General features: G+C 65.3%; 18 protein-coding genes. 1 reads left to right on the top strand and 17 read right to left on the bottom strand.

Going from position 1 to position 17,689, the window contains the following annotated elements; translation table 11 throughout:
- Window positions 1-8: 8 nt before the first annotated feature.
- The 12 genes from metK to pyrR all read right to left on the bottom strand — a co-directional run bounded on the left by metK (window position 9) and on the right by pyrR (window position 12,959).
- Window positions 9-1,244 (bottom strand): methionine adenosyltransferase, encoded by a 1,236-nt coding sequence (metK, locus tag ABIB45_RS02755; protein ID WP_354214359.1) that lies wholly within the window; start codon window positions 1,242-1,244, stop codon window positions 9-11.
- Between the two features lie 78 nt (window positions 1,245-1,322).
- Entirely contained in the window at window positions 1,323-2,570 is a 1,248-nt protein-coding gene (coaBC, locus tag ABIB45_RS02750; RefSeq protein WP_354214358.1) for a bifunctional phosphopantothenoylcysteine decarboxylase/phosphopantothenate--cysteine ligase CoaBC, read from the bottom strand.
- A gap of 51 nt (window positions 2,571-2,621) precedes the next feature.
- A complete protein-coding gene (rpoZ, locus tag ABIB45_RS02745; RefSeq protein WP_003800778.1) occupies window positions 2,622-2,882 on the bottom strand; it encodes a DNA-directed RNA polymerase subunit omega in 261 nt (86 codons plus the stop codon).
- Between the two features lie 36 nt (window positions 2,883-2,918).
- A complete protein-coding gene (gmk, locus tag ABIB45_RS02740) occupies window positions 2,919-3,488 on the bottom strand; it encodes a guanylate kinase (protein WP_354214357.1) in 570 nt (189 codons plus the stop codon).
- 45 nt (window positions 3,489-3,533) lie between these two features.
- Entirely contained in the window at window positions 3,534-3,851 is a 318-nt protein-coding gene (gene mihF, locus ABIB45_RS02735; RefSeq protein ID WP_354214356.1) for an integration host factor, actinobacterial type, read from the bottom strand.
- Window positions 3,852-3,994: 143 nt separating this feature from the next.
- Window positions 3,995-4,864 (bottom strand): orotidine-5'-phosphate decarboxylase, encoded by an 870-nt coding sequence (gene pyrF, locus ABIB45_RS02730; protein ID WP_354214355.1) that lies wholly within the window; start codon window positions 4,862-4,864, stop codon window positions 3,995-3,997.
- The gene (gene carB / locus ABIB45_RS02725) at window positions 4,857-8,195 is read right to left on the bottom strand and encodes a carbamoyl-phosphate synthase large subunit (protein ID WP_354214354.1); all 3,339 of its coding nucleotides are present in this window, start codon (window positions 8,193-8,195) and stop codon (window positions 4,857-4,859) included. The genes pyrF and carB overlap by 8 nt, the downstream gene beginning before the upstream one ends.
- Window positions 8,195-9,406, bottom strand: coding sequence for a glutamine-hydrolyzing carbamoyl-phosphate synthase small subunit (gene carA / locus ABIB45_RS02720; protein ID WP_354214432.1), 1,212 nt, complete (start codon window positions 9,404-9,406; stop codon window positions 8,195-8,197). Before carA ends, carB begins: the two co-directional genes overlap by 1 nt.
- A 52-nt stretch (window positions 9,407-9,458) precedes the next feature.
- Window positions 9,459-9,980: a PH-like domain-containing protein gene (locus tag ABIB45_RS02715; RefSeq protein ID WP_354214353.1), complete on the bottom strand. Its 522-nt coding sequence runs from the start codon at window positions 9,978-9,980 to the stop codon at window positions 9,459-9,461.
- Window positions 9,980-11,332: a dihydroorotase gene (locus ABIB45_RS02710; RefSeq protein WP_354214352.1), complete on the bottom strand. Its 1,353-nt coding sequence runs from the start codon at window positions 11,330-11,332 to the stop codon at window positions 9,980-9,982. The genes ABIB45_RS02715 and ABIB45_RS02710 overlap by 1 nt, the downstream gene beginning before the upstream one ends.
- The gene (locus tag ABIB45_RS02705; protein WP_354214351.1) at window positions 11,332-12,375 is read right to left on the bottom strand and encodes an aspartate carbamoyltransferase catalytic subunit; all 1,044 of its coding nucleotides are present in this window, start codon (window positions 12,373-12,375) and stop codon (window positions 11,332-11,334) included. Before ABIB45_RS02705 ends, ABIB45_RS02710 begins: the two co-directional genes overlap by 1 nt.
- A complete protein-coding gene (gene pyrR, locus ABIB45_RS02700) occupies window positions 12,372-12,959 on the bottom strand; it encodes a bifunctional pyr operon transcriptional regulator/uracil phosphoribosyltransferase PyrR (RefSeq protein ID WP_354214350.1) in 588 nt (195 codons plus the stop codon). Before pyrR ends, ABIB45_RS02705 begins: the two co-directional genes overlap by 4 nt.
- Window positions 12,960-13,058: 99 nt before the next feature.
- On the opposite strand from pyrR, the gene ABIB45_RS02695 reads away from it, so the two are divergent.
- A complete protein-coding gene (locus ABIB45_RS02695; RefSeq protein ID WP_354214349.1) occupies window positions 13,059-14,336 on the top strand; it encodes a PrsW family intramembrane metalloprotease in 1,278 nt (425 codons plus the stop codon).
- Window positions 14,337-14,434: 98 nt separating this feature from the next.
- On the opposite strand, the gene nusB is transcribed toward ABIB45_RS02695, so the two are convergent.
- From nusB to ABIB45_RS02670, 5 genes are all read right to left on the bottom strand, one after another.
- On the bottom strand, window positions 14,435-14,845 hold the full coding sequence (gene nusB, locus ABIB45_RS02690; protein WP_164199586.1) for a transcription antitermination factor NusB: 411 nt from the start codon (window positions 14,843-14,845) through the stop codon (window positions 14,435-14,437).
- Window positions 14,845-15,408 carry an elongation factor P gene (efp, locus tag ABIB45_RS02685; RefSeq protein ID WP_354214348.1) on the bottom strand — a complete coding sequence of 188 codons (564 nt, stop codon included), beginning with the start codon at window positions 15,406-15,408 and terminating at the stop codon, window positions 14,845-14,847. Before efp ends, nusB begins: the two co-directional genes overlap by 1 nt.
- A 153-nt stretch (window positions 15,409-15,561) precedes the next feature.
- Window positions 15,562-16,080, bottom strand: a complete 519-nt coding sequence (locus ABIB45_RS02680) for a tetratricopeptide repeat protein (protein ID WP_354214347.1) — start codon at window positions 16,078-16,080, stop codon at window positions 15,562-15,564.
- Window positions 16,080-17,171 (bottom strand): 3-dehydroquinate synthase, encoded by a 1,092-nt coding sequence (aroB, locus tag ABIB45_RS02675; RefSeq protein ID WP_354214346.1) that lies wholly within the window; start codon window positions 17,169-17,171, stop codon window positions 16,080-16,082. Before aroB ends, ABIB45_RS02680 begins: the two co-directional genes overlap by 1 nt.
- A complete protein-coding gene (locus ABIB45_RS02670; RefSeq protein WP_354214431.1) occupies window positions 17,168-17,677 on the bottom strand; it encodes a shikimate kinase in 510 nt (169 codons plus the stop codon). Before ABIB45_RS02670 ends, aroB begins: the two co-directional genes overlap by 4 nt.
- Window positions 17,678-17,689 lie beyond the last annotated feature (12 nt).

Below are 17,689 nucleotides of genomic sequence, written 5' to 3'. Positions count from 1 at the left end.
CGGGCGGCCTACGCGTTGAAGAAGGCCTTCAGGTCGTCCACGCGGTCAAGCCGTTCCCAGGTGAAGTCGGGATCGTCCCGGCCGAAATGCCCGTGCGCGGCGGTCTTGGCGTAGATGGGACGCTTGAGGTCCAGGGCGTCGATGATGGCGCGCGGGCGGAGGTCGAAGATCTCGGCGATGGCGGCGCTGATCTGCGCCGGGTCCACCGTTTCCGTGCCGAACGTTTCCACGTAAGTGCCTACCGGGCGGGCCTGGCCAATAGCATAGGCGATCTGGATCTCGGCGCGCTTGGCAAGCCCTGCGGCCACCACGTTTTTGGCTACCCACCGCATGGCGTAGGCAGCAGACCGGTCCACCTTTGACGGGTCCTTGCCCGAGAAGGCTCCGCCGCCGTGGCGGGCCATTCCACCGTAGGTGTCCACGATGATCTTGCGGCCGGTCAGGCCCGCGTCGCCCACGGGCCCGCCGATGACGAACTCGCCGGCGGGGTTGAGGATATTGGCGGCACGGGAGATGTCCAGGTTAGCTGCAGCCAACACGGGCTCAATCACAAAGGAGGCGAGGTCCGCGCGCAGGCGGTCCAGGCTGGTTCCTTCCGCGTGCTGGCTGGAGATGACAACGGTTTCGACCGAAACAGGCAGGTCCTTGTCGTAGCCGACAGTGACCTGGGTCTTGCCGTCGGGGCGGAGATAGGAGAGCTCGCCGGACTTACGCACCTGCGTAAGCCGTTCGGACAGGCGGTGCGCGAGCCAGATCGGCGTCGGCATGTAGGACGGGGTTTCGTCGCTCGCGTACCCGAACATCAGGCCCTGGTCCCCGGCGCCCTGGAGGTCGTAGTCGTCTTCCTGGCGGCCTTCGCGGGCTTCGAGGGAGTTGAAGACCCCGCCGGCGATGTCTTTGGACTGCTGGCCGATGGAAACGGACACACCGCAACGGGCGCCGTCGAACCCGTTGGCTGAGGAGTCGTAGCCGATGCCCAGGATGGTCTCCCGGACGATCTGCGGGATTTCGACGTACGCGTCAGTGGTGACCTCACCGGCAACAAGGACCAGGCCCGTGGTGGCCATGGTCTCCACGGCGACGCGGGACTCGGGATCAGCGGCGAGCAGTGCATCCAGGATCGCGTCACTGATTTGGTCACAGATCTTGTCCGGGTGGCCTTCAGTGACCGACTCGGACGTGAAGAGCCGGAGGGCGGAGGGCGTGGCCCCGTGGATGTGGGGAATGTGCAGCGGTAAAGTCACTCAACTACCTTACTGGTTGGGAATTGGTCGTCCGGCGGCGTGTGTCCCCGTGCTAAGGAAACGATGCTTCGCTTTCGGTCAGGCGCGGGGTGAAAGGTGGCTCAGCTCATGGCCGACCCGCGTTATGAGGGCGGCCGAGACCTCGGCCTTGGAGCCGGCCACCAGTTGGGGTTCGGCACCGGAGCGGGCCAGGATGACTACCGAGTTGGTGTCCTGCCCAAAGACCTTGTCTGTTCCCACATGGTTGACCACCAAAAGGTCGCAGCCTTTGCGCTTGAGCTTCGCCTCCGCGTACGCCAGGACGTCCCCCTGGCCATCACCGGTTTCCGCCGCGAAGCCGACAATCAGCTGGTTGCGGCGGGCTGACTGGATGTCCGGAGCGTTGCGCGCCTCCACCAGCTCGTGCAGGATGTCCGGGTTGCGGACCAGGGTGATGACCGGGTCCGCCGTGTCGTCGCGTTTTTTGATCTTTGTGCCGGAGATCTCCGCAGGGCGGAAGTCGGCCACCGCGGCCGCCATGATCACGACGTCGGAGTCAGCAGCCGCTGCCAGCGCGGCTTCGCGCAGCTGAAGGGCAGTTTCGACGGTCACCACTTCGACGCCGGCGGGGGCCGGGACGTCCATGTGGGCCGCAATCAGCCGCACGGTGGCCCCAGCATTGCGGGCCGCCACGGCCAGCGAGACGCCCTGCTTTCCGGAGGATCGGTTGCCGAGGAAGCGCACGGGATCCAGGGGTTCCCTGGTGCCGCCGGCACTGATGGTAACGGTGCGGGCGGCCAGCGGAAGCTGGTAATCGGACTGGCCCTGGGCAAGGGCCATGGCGGCGTCGAAGATGGCTTCCGGCTCGGGCAGGCGGCCCGGGCCGGAGTCGGTGCCGGTGAGCCGGCCGCTGGCCGGCTCAAGTACGGCCACACCCCTGCTCCGCAGGGTCTCAACGTTGGCACGGGTAGCGGCATGCTGCCACATTTCGGTGTGCATGGCCGGTGCGAAAAGTACCGGTCCCCTGGCCATCAGCAGCGTGTTGGTGAGGAGGTCACTGGCCTGCCCGGTGGCAGCGCGGGCCAGCAGGTCCGCTGTCGCCGGTGCCACCACGATCAGGTCCGCCTCATGGCCGAGCCTGACGTGGTTGACCTGGTGGACGTCGTCGAAGACGCTGCTGCTCACCGGGTTGCCGGACAGTGCCTCCCACGTTGCGACACCAACAAAGCGGGTGGCCGCCTCGGTGGGAATCACCGTGACGTTGTGGCCGGCTTCAGTAAAAAGCCGGAGGAGCGATGCGACCTTGTAGGCCGCAATCCCTCCCCCGACTCCGAGGACTATGCGCACGTGACCTCCGTCAACAGGCAGTCTGTCTGGCAATATGCCCGGACGGCTGCGTTACTCTGCAGCTTCGATCGGCGTGGAAACGAGCTTGCCTTCGTTGATTTCGCGCAGGGCGATGGACAGCGACTTCTCGTTCAGCTTTGTGTCGACCAGGGGGCCGACGTATTCGAACAGGCCCTCATGCAACTGGGCGTAGTAAGCGTTGATCTGACGTGCACGCTTGGCACCGAAGATCACCAGGCCGTACTTGGAATCAGCTGCCTCAAGCAGCGAGTCGATCGGCGGGTTGATGATGCCTTCAAGGTTCGTGGACACGAATTCTCCAAATTCTAACGGGCCGACTGGTACCCGCTACTGGTGCGGGGTCAGCCCCATGAGTGAAACAAGCTCGTCCGCTGCCCGGCGAATGTCATCATTAATGACGGTATGGTCAAACTCCGGTTCAGCGGCAAGTTCCAGTTTAGCGGTTTCCAGGCGGCGCTGCTGCTCCTCGGCACTTTCCGTGCCGCGGCCCACCAGCCGGCGCACCATTTCATCCCAGCTGGGTGGTGCCAGGAAGACGAACTGGGCGTCCGGAACGGCCAGCTTGACTTGGCGGGCACCCTGCAGGTCAATCTCCAACAGCACGGACCTGCCATCCGTGATGGCCTGGTTCACGGTGCTCTTAAGCGTGCCGTACGTGTTCTGGCCGTGGACGACGGCCCACTCCAGGAGCTCGCCGGCCGCCACGAGTGATTCGAACTCGTCCTTGGACTTGAAAAAATAGTGGACCCCGTCCTGCTCACCGGGGCGCGGGGCGCGCGTGGTGGCCGATACGGAAAGCCAGACTTCGGGGTAGTTATCCCGGATGTAAGTGGACACGGTGCCTTTGCCAACAGCCGTCGGACCAGCGAGGACTGTCAGTCCCGGTTTCTTGCTCACGTATTCCTTTGCGGCGGGGTATGAATCGGCGAAGAGTTGTTCGCCCTACTTCTCGTCTATAAAATCTACCAGCGCCTGGCGCTGGTGAACGCCCAGACCCCGGACCCGCCGGGACGCCGCGATCCCCAACTGTTCCATGATGGCCGCGGCCCTGACTTTGCCGATGCCGGGCAGGGCCTCCAACAGCTCGGCCACCCGCATCCGCGCCAGGGCGTCGTCCCCGGCGGCCGAGCTGATAATATCTGCGGCCGAAGTCTCGCCTTTCTTCAGCCGTTCCTTCGCCGCGGCCCGGGCTGCCCGGGCGGCGGCAGCCTTGTGCAGGGCATCAGCGCGTTCCGACGCGGATAAGGGTCGCAGGCTCATGGAGGACACCCCCGGAGTTTTCAGATGCGTCCATGGCGGCCACCATTGGACTTGTCCTGAAACCTACCCTCTGGTGCGCTTTGAATCAATGGATGACGGCATTAACCGGCCGGGGACAAAGCGTGGGGCCGCCCAACCGCCGCCTATGCTTCGCGGAGCCCGTCCAGGGTCCGCTGGGCCGCGGCCTGGAGCGCCTGAATACCGGGACCGGCAGCCAGGATGTCCCGGCTCGATGTCCCCAGCACCTGCGGATAAGCTGCGCCGAACGTCCGGCGAAGGTCGGCCGGCGTCGCGCCCTGCGCGCCCAGCCCCGGAGCAAGGATGGGGCCACGAACGGACTCGAGGTCCAACTGCAGGTCAGTCAATGCTGAGCCCACCGTTGCTCCGATCACCAGTCCGACCGAGCCTAGCGGGCCCTCATACCGGCGGTTCTCAGCAGCGGCCGCTTCGGTGATCCGCCGCGCTACGGAGTCGCCGCCGCCGATGTGCTGGACAGAGGCTCCCTCCGGGTTTGAGGTCAGGGCGAGGACAAAAACACCACGTCCGTACTCCGCCGCCAAATCCAGGGCCGGGCGGAGAGACTCAAAGCCGAGGTAGGGGCTCAGGGTTACCGAATCGGCAGCCAGCGCTGAGCCGTCCCGAAGCCAGGCGTCCGCGTAAGCGGCCATAGTGGAGCCGATGTCGCCCCGCTTCGCATCCGCGATGGTGAGCACCTGGCCTTGGGCGGCCGCCAGCACTTCCTCCAGCACTGCCAGCCCGGCCGAGCCGTGGCGCTCGTAGAGCGCCACCTGGGGCTTCACCGCGGCAGCGAGCGAACCCACTGCCTCCAGGACGGTCAGCGAAAACCGCCTCAGCCCCGCGGCGTCGTCGTCAAGTCCCCAGCTCTTCAGCAGCGCGGGGTGCGGATCAATGCCCACACACAGCGGACCGCGGCCAGCCATGGCCGCCCCCAGCCGGGAGCCGAAGGACTCCCGGGCTGTGGGGCTTGACGGTGTGGGACCGGACTCAGGCATTCCGCGGTGCTTCACTCTGCGAGGCTGCTGCCTCCGCGGCCTGGGACGCCATCAGCGCAGCGGCGTGCTCCTGCAGGCTGGTCACTGACCATTCGTACGTGCGCATGGCTTCGATGGCCTGCACCGCGGCGTTGAACTCGGCCACCGTGGTGATGCAGGGGATGCCGATAGACGTGGCGGCGGCACGCAGGGCGTAGCCGTCACTGCGTGCTTCGCCGCCCGAGGGGGTGTTGAAGACCATGTCGATCTCGCCGGCAATGACGAGGTCCGCGATAGTTCCTTCACCTTCAGCACTGCTGCCTTCGGCGACCTTACGGACCGTGCTGGCCTGGATGCCGTTGCGGCGCAGGACATCGGCGGTGCCACCGGTGGAGACGATCTCAAAGCCGAGGTCGGACAGGCGCTTGACGGCCATGATGACCGCACGCTTATCCCGGTTGGCTACGGAGACGAAGATCTTGCCTTCAGTGGGCAGGGCGTTGTTGGCGGCTGCCTGGCTCTTGGCGAAGGCGGTGTCGAAGTGCTTGTCGATGCCCATGACTTCGCCCGTGGAACGCATCTCCGGGCCGAGCAGCGAGTCCACCACCTTGCCCTCCGGGGTACGGAAGCGGCTGAACGGCAGCACGGCTTCCTTGACCGAGACCGGGGCGTCGAGCGGCAGGGAGGAGCCGTCGCCGGTTTCCGGCAGCATCTTGTAGGCAGTGCGCAGCTGGTTGATGGTGACACCCGTGCCGATCAGGGCCGCGGCCTTGGCCATCTGCACGCCGGTGGCCTTGGAGACGAACGGAACGGTGCGGGAGGCACGCGGGTTCGCTTCCAGGACGTAGAGCACGTCCGAGGCCAGCGCGAACTGGATGTTGATCAAGCCGCGGACGCCCACACCCTCGGCGATGGCGCGGGTGGCCGTGCGGACCCGTTCAATCACGTTGTTGCCCAGGGTGATGGGAGGCAGGACACAGGCCGAGTCGCCGGAGTGGATTCCGGCCTCCTCGATGTGCTCCATGATGCCGCCGAGGTACATGTCCGTGCCGTCGAAGAGCGCGTCGACGTCAATTTCGACGGCGTCCTCCAGGAACCGGTCGATCAGCACGGGGTGGTCCGGCGTGATTTCGGTGGCGTTGGCAATATAGCGGGAGAGGTTGGGCTCGTCGTAGACGATTTCCATGCCGCGGCCGCCGAGCACGTAGGACGGGCGGACCAGGACGGGGTAGCCGATTTCGTCGGCGATCTTCTTGGCGTCCTCGAAGGACACCGCGGTGCCGTTCTTCGGGGCGATCAGCCCGGCGTTGTCCAGGACGCGGGAGAATTCGCCGCGGTGCTCGGCGAGGTCGATCGCTTCCGGGGATGTGCCCAGGATGGGCACGCCGGCGTCTGCCAGCTGCTGGGCCAGCTTGAGCGGGGTCTGGCCGCCGAGCTGGACAAACACGCCCATAACACCGCCGGTCCGCTCTTCAGCGGCGATCACCTCCAGGACGTCTTCGAGCGTCAGCGGCTCAAAGTACAACCGGGTGGAGACGTCGTAGTCGGTGGAGACGGTTTCCGGATTGCAGTTGACCATCACTGTCTCGTAGCCGGCCTTGCGCAGCGCCATGGAGGCGTGGACGCAGGAGTAGTCGAACTCGATGCCCTGCCCGATGCGGTTGGGGCCCGAGCCGAGGATCAGGATGGACGGCTTGGAGTGCAGGGCAACCTCGTCCTCCTCGTCATAGGACGAGTAGTGGTACGGGGTGTAGGCAGCGAACTCGGCAGCGCAGGTATCCACTGTCTTGTAGACCGGGCGGATCCCAAGGGCCTGGCGGACGCCGCGGACCACGGCTTCGGAGTTGTGCGTCAGGGCACCGATCTGCTCGTCGGAGAAGCCGTGGCGCTTGGCGCGCTGGAGCATCTCCACGGTCAGGGATCCGGCCTTGCGGATCTCGCGGGAGATTTCGTTAAGCAGTTGAAGCTGGTCCAGGTACCAGGGGTCGATCTTGGTGGCTTCGAAGAGCTGTTCCACGGTGGCGCCGCCGAGCAGGGCACGCTGTACCTGGTGGAGGCGCTCGGTGGTGGGCCGCTTGGACTTTTCGATGAGCTCCGGCACTTCCCATTCGGGAACGGAGCTGAAGTCCAGCTGCGAGCCCTTCTGCTCCAGGGACCGGAGTGCCTTCTGCAGGGCTTCGGTGAAGTTGCGGCCCATAGCCATCGCTTCGCCCACCGACTTCATGGTGGTGGTCAGTGTGTCGTCCGCTGCCGGGAACTTCTCAAAAGCGAAGCGCGGAACCTTGACCACCACGTAGTCCAGGGTGGGCTCGAAGGACGCAGGGGTCTTCTGCGTGATGTCGTTCGGGATCTCGTCCAGGGTGTAGCCCAGGGAAAGCTTCGTGGCGATCTTGGCGATGGCGAACCCGGTGGCCTTCGAGGCCAGCGCAGAGGAGCGGGAGACACGGGGGTTCATCTCGATGACCACAACACGGCCGGTGTCGGGCTCGATGGCGAACTGGATGTTGCAGCCGCCGGTGTCCACGCCCACTTCACGGATGACGGCGATGGAGATGTCACGCAGCCGCTGGTATTCGCGGTCGGTGAGGGTCAGCGCGGGAGCCACGGTGATGGAGTCGCCGGTGTGGACGCCTACGGGATCGAAGTTCTCGATGGAACAGACAACCACCACGTTGTCGTTCTTGTCCCGCATCATCTCAAGCTCGTACTCCTTCCAGCCGAGGATGCTCTCTTCGAGGAGCACCTCAGACGTGGGGCTGTACTGCAGGCCCTGGCCCACGATGCGGCGCAGGTCATTCTCGTTGTAGGCCAGGCCGGAGCCGAGGCCGCCCATGGTGAACGACGGGCGGACCACCATCGGGTAGCCCAGGTCCTCGGCGGCCGTGAGTGCCTCGTCCAGGGTGTGGATGATGTGGCTGCGGGCCGATTCGGCGCCGCAGCGTTCCACCACGCCCTTGAACTTTTCGCGGTCTTCGCCGAGCTCGATGGCTGCGATGTTGGCGCCGATGAGCTCCACGTTGTACTTTGCCAGCACGCCGTTCTTGTCCAGCGCGATGGCGGTGTTCAGCGCGGTCTGGCCACCGAGGGTGGGCAGGATGGCGTCCGGCCGCTCTTTGGCGATGATCTTCTCCACCACCTCGGGGGTGATGGGCTCGATGTAGGTGGCATCGGCGAACTCGGGGTCCGTCATGATGGTGGCGGGGTTGGAGTTCACCAGGATGACCCGCAGGCCTTCCTCCTTGAGGACGCGCAGTGCCTGGGTGCCGGAGTAGTCGAACTCAGCGGCCTGGCCGATGACGATCGGGCCGGAACCGATGACCAGGACGCTCTTAAGGTCAGTTCTCTTGGGCATTACTTCTTGTCCTCAGTCTTGGAATCGGTGGTGTTCTTTGCGCCATTTTTGGTGGCCGCCATCAGGTCGATGAAACGGTCGAACAGGTAGGCGGCATCGTGCGGGCCGGCGGCCGCTTCCGGGTGGTACTGGACCGAGAAGGCAGGGATGTCCAGGCACGCAAGGCCCTCCACTACGTCGTCGTTCAGGCTGATGTGGCTGACCTCAACGCGGCCGTAGCGCTCTTCGGGAGCCTGGGTGGCGCCGTCCAGCGGTGCGTCCACAGCGAAGCCGTGGTTCTGCGAGGTGATCTCCACCTTGCCGGTGCTTCGGTCCAGGACGGGCTGGTTGATGCCGCGGTGGCCGTAGCGGAGCTTGTAGGTGCCGAAGCCGAGCGCACGGCCCAGGATCTGGTTGCCGAAGCAGATACCGAAGTACGGCAATTTCTCATCCAGGACCGAGCGAAGCAGCTTGACCTGGGCGTCAGCGGTGGCAGGGTCGCCCGGGCCGTTGGACATAAAGAAGCCGTCCGGGTTGACGACCTTGACGTCCTCGAGGGTGGAGGTTGCCGGCAGGACATGGACGCGGACGCCGCGCTCGGCGAACCGGACCGGGGTCATGGCCTTGATGCCGAGGTCGATCGCGGCAATGCTGAACGCCGGCTCGCCGTCCCAGCCGTGGTCCTTGGGCTCCACGACGTATGCCTCGTCAACGCTCACTTCCTCAGCCAGGCGGGCGCCTTCCATCGGGGCGCTGGCCAGGACGGCGTCCACGAGTTCCTTATCCGAGGCCTTGGCGGCGTCACCGGAGAAGATCCCGGCGCGCATGGTCTTGTGTTCGCGCAGGTGCCGGGTGATGGCGCGGGTGTCCACGCCCTGGATCCCCACAATCCCCTGCTCGATGAGCTCCTCGTCCAGCGAGCGTTCGGAGCGCCAGTTGGAGGGGCGCCGGGCGGCGTCGCGGACAATGTAGCCGGCCACCCAGATGCGGCGGGACTCGGCGTCGTCGCTGTTCACGCCGGTGTTGCCGATGTGCGGCGCGGTCTGCACCACCAGCTGCCGCGCATACGACGGGTCGGTGATGGTTTCCTGGTAGCCCGTCATTCCGGTGGCGAACACTGCTTCGCCCAGGGCGGTGCCCTGCGCGCCGTAGCTGGTGCCGCGGAACATGCGGCCGTCCTCCAGGACTAGCACCGCCCCTGTGGGAGCCGCGGTGGAAACCTGGGTGGAAATGGCTGCTGGTGCCGCAGAGGCTGCTTGTGGTGTCGCTGTTTCTGTCACTGTCTTACTTTCCACTTTGGGGATCAGCCTGGCGGGCTGCGGCGATCAATTGCTGAAGGGAGTCATAGAGGGCTTCTTTATCGGCGGCCCTGCGGGTCCGGAAGCCGGTGTCCAGGGTGTGCTTCCCAAGGTCCCAGGTGATGACCAGGATGCCGTCCTTTTCCACAAATTTGCCGGCCATTCCGCTTTCCTGCCGTACGGTGGTCAGGCTTGCGGCCGGGATGTAAACGGGCGGGGCGCCGGAGCGGTCCAGGAGGACGCCATGGGAGTACACGCTGAGCACGGCGTTCGTCCGGATGCCGAGGCTGTGCACGGCGATCCGGTCAAGCCAGTCCCCGGCGGTGGTGGAGACAACGTACTGGCCCTCCGCGGTGGCGGCCGGCACACCCGGTTCCGCGGGCACGTCAGGCAAGGGCTCGACGTCGGACTGCCGCCTGAGGCGGTTCCGCCAGCCGGTCCCGATCATCACGAGCACGACGGCGATGATCGCCAGGGTGCTGACAAGTGCGATGGTCTGTGTATCCATCAGGGGGCCCCTGCCGCAGCCGCCGCCGATTCCCGGTACGGCGTGTTGAGCTTGCCGTCCAGGACGGTGGGGTGGCCCTTGTAGAAGGTGGCCACCACCTTGCCCGGAAGCTCCAGCCCGGCAAACGGTGAGTTGCGGCCCATGGTGGCCATCGTCGAGGGATCCACGGTCCAGCGGGCGGCCGGGTCCACCAGGATGATGTTGGCGGGCTCGCCGGCGTCCAGGGGGCGGCCCTGGTCGGACAGCCGGCCGATCTGTGCCGCGGCGGTGGACGTGACGCGGGCGAAGTCGGCCCACGTCATGAGCCCGGTCTCGATCATGGCGTGCTGGACTACGGACAGGGCGGTTTCCAGTCCGGTCATGCCCATCGCTGCCTGCGCCCACTCGCATTCCTTGTGTTCGCTGGGGTGCGGGGCGTGGTCGGTGCCCACCACGTCGATGGTGCCGTCGGCCAGTCCGGCCCGCAGTGCCTGCACATCGGCGTCGGTGCGCAGCGGCGGGTTCACTTTGTACACGGGGTTGTAGCTGCGGACCAGGTCATCGGTCAGCAGGAGGTGGTGCGGAGTGACCTCGGCAGTAACGTTGACGCCGCGTTGTTTGGCCCAGCGAATGATCTCGACGGAGCCCGCGGTGGAGACGTGGCAGACGTGCAGGCGGGAGTCAACGTGCTGCGCCAGGAGCACATCGCGGGCAATAATGCTCTCTTCGGCAACGGCCGGCCAGCCGGTGAGTCCCAGGACAGCGGAGACTGTGCCCTCGTTCATCTGTGCCCCGGCGGTGAGGCGGGGTTCCTGCGCGTGCTGGGCCACCACGCCGTCGAACGCCTTGACGTACTCCAGGGCGCGGCGCATCAGCACGGGGTCGTGGACGCAGTTGCCGTCGTCGGAGAATATCCGCACCTGGGCCCGGGAATCGGCCATGGCGCCGAGTTCGGCGAGCTGCTCCCCCGCGATGCCCACGGTGACGGCGCCGACAGGGCGGACGTCCACCCAGCCGGCGGCGCGGCCCAGGCTGTGGACCTGCTCCACCACTCCGGCTGTGTCCGCAACGGGGTTGCTGTTGGCCATCGCGTGGACGGCAGTGAAGCCGCCCAAGGCTGCGGCGCGCGTCCCCGTCTCAACGGTTTCAGCGTCTTCGCGGCCGGGTTCACGCAGGTGGGTGTGCACGTCCACCATGCCGGGCAGCGCCACCAGACCGGCGGCCTCGATGACGGCAGCTCCCGCAGCGTCGGCGTGGGTTAACGCACCGGTCCCCCGGGCGGCGATGATGCCGTCACGGATGAGCAGGTCCTCCGCTTCGCGGCCCAGGATGGCCGCACCGCGGATCAGGTACGTTCCGTTGTTGTCTGCCATCAGTTGCTCTCCTCAGTGGAACGGGCTGCCTTGGTGCGGGCTGCATTTGTGCTGGCTGTGCCAGCGGTGGCGGCTGTTTCGCGGGTGTCCCCGGAGAGCAGCAGATACAGGGCGGCCATGCGGACCGAAACACCGTTGCGCACCTGCGCGAGTACGGTGGAGCGGGGCGAATCGGCGGCGGCTGCAGAAATTTCCAGGCCCCGGTTCATGGGGCCGGGGTGCATGATAATGGTGTCCTTCAGCCCCAGGCTGTCCAGTGCCCTAAGCCGGTTGTCATCGAAGCCCCAGCGGCGGGAGTACTCGCGGGTGGACGGGAAGAACGAGGCATTCATCCGCTCACCCTGCACACGCAGCATCATCACGGCGTCCACCCCTTGCTGAAGGGTTTCGTCCATGTTGTAGCTGACCTTGCACGGCCACTGCCCGACGCCGATGGGCAGCAGGGTGGGCGGCGCCACGAGGGTAACCTCCGCGCCCAGAGTGCGGAGCAACCACACGTTGGAACGGGCAACGCGGGAATGCAGGACGTCCCCGGCGATCGCTACGCGCATGCCCTTGAGATCCGCACCGATGGACCCGTTGCCGGACAGCTTCGACCAGTGGCGGCGCATGGTGAAGGCGTCAAGGAGCGCCTGCGTGGGGTGTTCGTGGGTGCCGTCGCCGGCGTTGATCACGGCGGCGTCGATCCAGTCCGTCGCAGCGAGCCGGTGCGGTGCGCCGGAGGCCCAGTGCCGGATCACGACGGCGTCTGCTCCCATCGCTGACAGCGTCTGGGCGGTGTCCTTGAGCGATTCGCCCTTGGAGACGGAGGATCCCTTAGCGGCGAAGTTGATGACGTCGGCGGACAGCCGTTTGGCGGCCGCTTCGAAGGAGATCCGCGTCCGGGTGGAGTCCTCGAAAAAAAGGTTTACCACGGTGCGTCCGCGCAGGGCCGGGAGCTTCTTGACCTCGCGGTCCCCCACAGCCGCCATTTCTTCGGCGGTGTCGAGAATGCGGATGGCGTTGCTGAGGCTGAGGTCTTCAGTTGAGAGGAGGTGTTTCACGCGCCGCCCTCGATAACCACTTCGTTGACCGTGACGCCGTCGGCAGCGGTGTCGGTTTCCTCGAGCCGGACCCGGACCTTCTCGGCGGACGAGGTGGGAAGGTTCTTCCCCACGTGGTCGGCCCGGATGGGAAGTTCACGGTGGCCGCGGTCGATCAGCACGGCAAGCCTGACGACCCGGGGCCGGCCCAGGTCGATAATGGCGTCCAGGGCGGCCCGGATGGTGCGGCCGGAATACAGGACGTCATCGATGAGCACCACAACCTTGTTGTCGATTCCCGTGCGCGGGAGCTGGGTGGGGTACGGCGGCCTGGTGGGCTGGTGCGAAAGGTCGTCGCGGAACATGGTGACGTCCAGTTGACCGACTATCGCGGTCGCATCCACAGTGGGGTCCGCTGCTGCGATCTTGCGTGCCAAGCGAACTGCCAGCGGATAACCGCGGCGCGGGATGCCCAACAGGACCAGGTCCTTGGAGCCTTTGTTGGCCTCGAGGATCTCATGGGCGATACGAGTAAGGGCGCGGTCAATATCCGCCTGGTTGAGGACAACCCTGGCTGGAACCGGTGCGCTTGTGACGGTAGTCAACGCTCGTCTCCCCTTTCCCCGCCTCACAGGACGGAATTAAAAAAGGATCATGTGCGGTTCAAAATTACCACATCGGCACCTGGCATTAGGCTTTCCCCTATGTCCACCAACCCTTATCAGCAGGGCCCCGGCCAGCCCGGGGGGCCTGCCGGATCCCGGGATCCCTTCCCGGGCCAGGCCAACCCCAGCTGGATGGGCCGGATCGAGCCGGAGTACTACCGGCCCGCGCCCGGCACCTATGCGGCTCCGCTGCCCGCGTTGGGACCACCGCAGCCAACCATCCCGGGCCGGGACGGCGCAAGCGTGCGGTCCGCGGGCTTGCTGGCCCTGACGATAGGCGGCGCCACCCTCGCGTTCCTGAGCTTGCTGCTGGTGGTGCCGTTCCTGGTGGCAAGCACCGGAGTGGGCGGGTTCGCCGTGGGTTTTGTGGTCTCACTGATACCGCTCTCGGCTGTGCTGCTGACCGTCCACGCCATCGACCGGTGGGAGCCGGAACCAAGACGGCTCCTCTTCTTTGCCTTTACCTGGGGTGCGGCAGTCTCGGTGGCCGTCACGCTCCTGGTCCAACCGTTCTTCGCCCTGACCTTCCAGTTCAGTGACGTGGCTGACCTGCAGACCTACATGGCCACGGTCCAGGCACCGGTGGTGGAGGAGTTCGCCAAAGCGTTGGGCCTGCTGCTTCTCCTGCTGCTGGCGCGGAATCACTTTGACGGCCCGGTGGACGGTGTGGTGTTCGCGTTCACCATCGCGGGCGGCTTCGCTTTCACCGAAAACATCCTCTACTTTGGCCGGGCAATCGCCGGATCCGGGAGTCCGGCAACGGACTTGGCGCAAATCTTCCTGCTCCGCGGTGTGATGTCTCCGTTCGCGCACGCCATCTTCACGGGAACCACCGGCCTCATCATGGGTTTCGCAGCCCGGCGCTGGCACTCCGGGGCCTCGGTTCTGGCCTTTTTCATTGGCCTGATTCCGGCGATGCTACTGCATAACCGGTGGAACAGCATGGGCGCCGGCTTCCTGGCAGAGTACGTCCTGATCCAGGTGCCCATCTTTGTGCTGGCCGTCGTGGGAATCATTCTGCTCCGGGTGGCCGAGAACCGGCTGACCCGCCAACGGCTGTTGGAGTACTCGGCGGTCGGCTGGTTCAGCCCCGTCGAGGTGGAACTGCTGGCCACCCCGCGCGGCAGGCGGACTGCCTTGCGCTGGGCGGCCGGCTATCACCGGCGGCCGCAGATGAAAGCGTTCCTGAACGCCGCTACCCAGCTGGCCTTCATCAGGCAGCGGATCCTCAGCGGCCGGGACATCCGGCTCCACCAGACCGAGGAACAGCAGCAGCTGCAGCGGATCCTGGCGCTCCGGGCCGCCGTCGCGGGCTGACCTGCGGGAAACCCCACATGCAGAAAGGGACCAGCGTCCACCCTGGTGTGGTCACTGGTCCCTTCTGTTATGGACGGCCGCTCCTGCGGAAGCAGGTGTCAGGCGAGCAGCGAGGGCTTCAGCTGCTGCAGGCGTCCCAAAAGGCCGTTGATGAACGACGGCGACTCATCAGTTGAGAGCGTCTTGGCGAGTGCCACTGCCTCGCTCACGGCGACGCCATCGGGAACGTCGTCGTTGTAGAGCAGTTCCCACGTGCCGATCCGCAGGATGATCCGGTCCACCGAAGGCATGCGCTCCAGGGTCCAGCCCTGGGAATAGGTCTCCAGGAATTCGTCGATGGCGGTCTGCTGTGAAACGACGCCTTCCACGATTTCAAGGGTGTACGGGTTTATGATCTGATCGGTTTTTTCCCGCCGTGCCCTGAGCACATCAAAAGCCGAAACCGAGCGTTGCTCCGCTTCGAAAAGTACATCCAGCGCCCGGTTCCGGGCCTTGCCGCGTGCGCTCACTACTCGCTGACCCGGCCGAGGTAGCTGCCGTCGCGGGTGTCAACCTTGACCTTGGTGTTGTTCTCCACGAACAGCGGAACCTGGATTTCGTAGCCGGTTTCCAGGGTTGCCGGCTTGGTGCCGGCCGAGGAGCGGTCGCCCTGCAGGCCAGGTTCGGTGTAGGTGATCTCCAGGACAACGCTGGGCGGGAGTTCGATGTACAGCGGGTTGCCTTCGTGGATGGCGATGTTAACCATCTGGTTCTCAAGCATGAAGTTGGTGGCGTCGCCGACCGTTGCACCGGGGACGGTGATCTGGTCGTAGTCGGCGGTGTCCATAAACACGAAGTCCGCGCCGTCCTGGTACAAGTACTGGTAATCGCGGCGGTCAACCGTGGCGGTCTCGATTTTGAGGCCGGCGTTGAACGTCTTGTCCACAACCTTGCCGGACATCACGTTCCGCATTTTGGTCCGGACAAAGGCGCCACCCTTGCCGGGCTTGACGTGCTGGAATTCGATGATGTTCCAGAGCTGCCCTTCAAGCTTCAGGACCGTGCCGTTCTTGATGTCGTTAGTGGTTGCCACTGGTTTCCTCTGGTTTCTTAGTCTGGTCAGTTGTCAGACGTTCTATGCCGGCCAGGCATGCCGAACGGCCTGCCAGCGCGTATTTGTCAAAAATCCAAGAACTATTCTACCGGTAAAAACGGGACTGCTTGCGTTCGGTGGCGGATGAGCGCCTCAGCAGGCGAGGTCCAGGACGTCGCGGGCCCGCTGCAGAGCCACTGTGGACGAGTAAATCAGGGCGGCGTCGGCAGATCGGGCCACGCGCAGATCCAAGGCCCGGGCGAAGGCCTCCACCGCCGCGGAAATGTGGCCGGACGTGTACTGCACCTTCCCCATGTATTGCAGGACCAGGGCTTCACGGTCAGTTCCGTGGAATTCCGCGAGCAACTGCCTGAACAGCTCCAGTGCGCGGTCAGGACGGTGCGATACACGAAGCACCTCGGCCTCAAAAGCCCTCAGCCAGAAGGATTCGGGATCCTTGAACCGTGCTTCCGCGAGCAACTCGGCGGCCTCGGCGGCACGCCCTTCGACGATCAGCACAAAGATGGCGTCCGCGGGGTCGGTGGAATTTGCCAGCGCAGCCCGGCACGCGTCCTCATTGATAATCTCCGGCAGCAGGGAGACCGGATTGATCCGGATCCCGGGGAAGCCGCCCTCGGGCCAGTCGCTGGTGCCTGCCAGGTCACCCTGCATCAGGAGGCGATTTCCTGGTAAGCGGCAAAGAGCAGTGACGTGTCCGGAACATCGAGGATGCCCGGCTTGGCAATGCCGTCCAGGACCACAAACCGGAGCAGGTCCCCGCGGGACTTCTTGTCTCGACGCATGCCGTCCAGCAGCCCCTGCCAACGGTCCTTACGGTAGGTGACCGGGAGCCCCAGGGTCTCGAGGATGCTGCGGTGGCGGTCTGCGTCAGCGTCGCTGAGGCGGCCCACGCTGCGGGCAAGCTCAGCTGCGAACATCATGCCTACAGAAACGGCTGCACCGTGCCGCCAGGAGTAACGCTCCACCAGTTCAATGGCGTGGCCCAGGGTGTGGCCGTAGTTCAGGATCTCGCGCAGCCCGGATTCCTTGAGGTCTTCCGAGACCACCTTCGCTTTGACGGCGATGGCACGCTCAATGAGCTCCCGCAGGGCGTCGGAGCCGGGATCAGTGGCCGCTGCGGCATCCTTTTCCACGAGTTCCAGGATGGTTGGGTCAGCGATGAAGCCGCATTTGATGACTTCGGCCATGCCGGAAATGATCTCGTTGCGGGGCAAAGTGTTCAGGGTGTCCAGGTCCACCAGCACTCCGGCCGGCGGATGGAAGGATCCCACCAGGTTCTTGCCTTCTGCCGTGTTGATGCCGGTCTTTCCGCCCACGGAAGCGTCCACCATGCCCAGCAGGCTCGTGGGCATGTGAATGACCTTCACGCCGCGAAGCCACGTGGCCGCCACAAATCCAGCGAGGTCTGTGACGGCACCGCCGCCCACTGCCACGATGGCGTCAGAGCGGGTGAAGTCGTTTTGGCCCAGTACCTGCCAGCAGAATGCGGCGACCTGGATGTGTTTGCCCTCTTCGGCATCCGGGATTTCTGCAGTCAACGAAGTAAAACCGGCGGCGGCGAGCTCGTCACGGACGGTGTCGCCGGTGAGGCGCAGCGCACGGGGGTGGATGACCAGCACCCGCCGGACCCGCTCGCCCAGCAGGGCGGGAAGGTCACCCAACAGGCCGCGGCCAACGACGACGTCGTAATTCTGCCCCGCGGACGCACCGGTGACCTTGATGACTGTTGAATCGACGCTCAATTTTCAACTTCCTGTTTGGCGGCTGCGTATTCACGCAGCGCAACTTCAAGCCGGTGTCCCAGCTCGGTGATCGAGCCGTGGCGGACGTCAATGACCAGGTCGGCCAGCCGTTCGTAGACGGGTTTTCTGGTGGCAAAGAGGGTGGACCAACGGGCCATTGCATCGCCGGCCAGCAATGGCCTGCCCGAGTTCCGGGCGATGCGCGATGCGACGGTGTGCTCATCGCATTCGAGGTAGACCACGGTGCAGCGGCCCAGGATCTGCTGCGTTCCGGAGTCCAGCACGGCTCCCCCGCCAAGGGAGATGACCGTGGCAGAGTCTTTGGCGTGCTCTACAGCGCTGGCAACGGTCCGGGCCTCGATCTCCCGGAATGCATGCTCACCGCGGCCGGCAAAGATTGACGGGATGCTGCCGTGGGCCTCCACGATCAGTACGTCCGTGTCAAGGAACGGCACGTCCAGTAACTTCGCGAGTTCATGGCCGATGGCGGACTTTCCCACCGCCATTGGCCCGATCAG

Source organism: Arthrobacter sp. UYCo732 (assembly GCF_040547265.1).
Lineage (GTDB): Bacteria > Actinomycetota > Actinomycetes > Actinomycetales > Micrococcaceae > Arthrobacter.
The sequence above is the reverse complement of the archived record's forward strand: the minus strand, read 5'-3'. Positions and strand labels throughout refer to the sequence as shown.

Coding starts and splice junctions, on each gene's coding strand:
- mihF (WP_354214356.1), bottom strand. CDS start 3,851: ATGAGCCTGCGACCCTTATCCGCGTCGGAACGCGCTGATGCCCTGCAC.
- pyrF (WP_354214355.1), bottom strand. CDS start 4,864: ATGCCTGAGTCCGGTCCCACACCGTCAAGCCCCACAGCCCGGGAGTCC.
- carB (WP_354214354.1), bottom strand. CDS start 8,195: ATGCCCAAGAGAACTGACCTTAAGAGCGTCCTGGTCATCGGTTCCGGC.
- ABIB45_RS02715 (WP_354214353.1), bottom strand. CDS start 9,980: ATGGATACACAGACCATCGCACTTGTCAGCACCCTGGCGATCATCGCC.
- ABIB45_RS02710 (WP_354214352.1), bottom strand. CDS start 11,332: ATGGCAGACAACAACGGAACGTACCTGATCCGCGGTGCGGCCATCCTG.
- ABIB45_RS02695 (WP_354214349.1), top strand. CDS start 13,059: ATGTCCACCAACCCTTATCAGCAGGGCCCCGGCCAGCCCGGGGGGCCT.
- ABIB45_RS02680 (WP_354214347.1), bottom strand. CDS start 16,080: ATGCAGGGTGACCTGGCAGGCACCAGCGACTGGCCCGAGGGCGGCTTC.
- ABIB45_RS02670 (WP_354214431.1), bottom strand. CDS start 17,677: ATGGCGGTGGGAAAGTCCGCCATCGGCCATGAACTCGCGAAGTTACTG.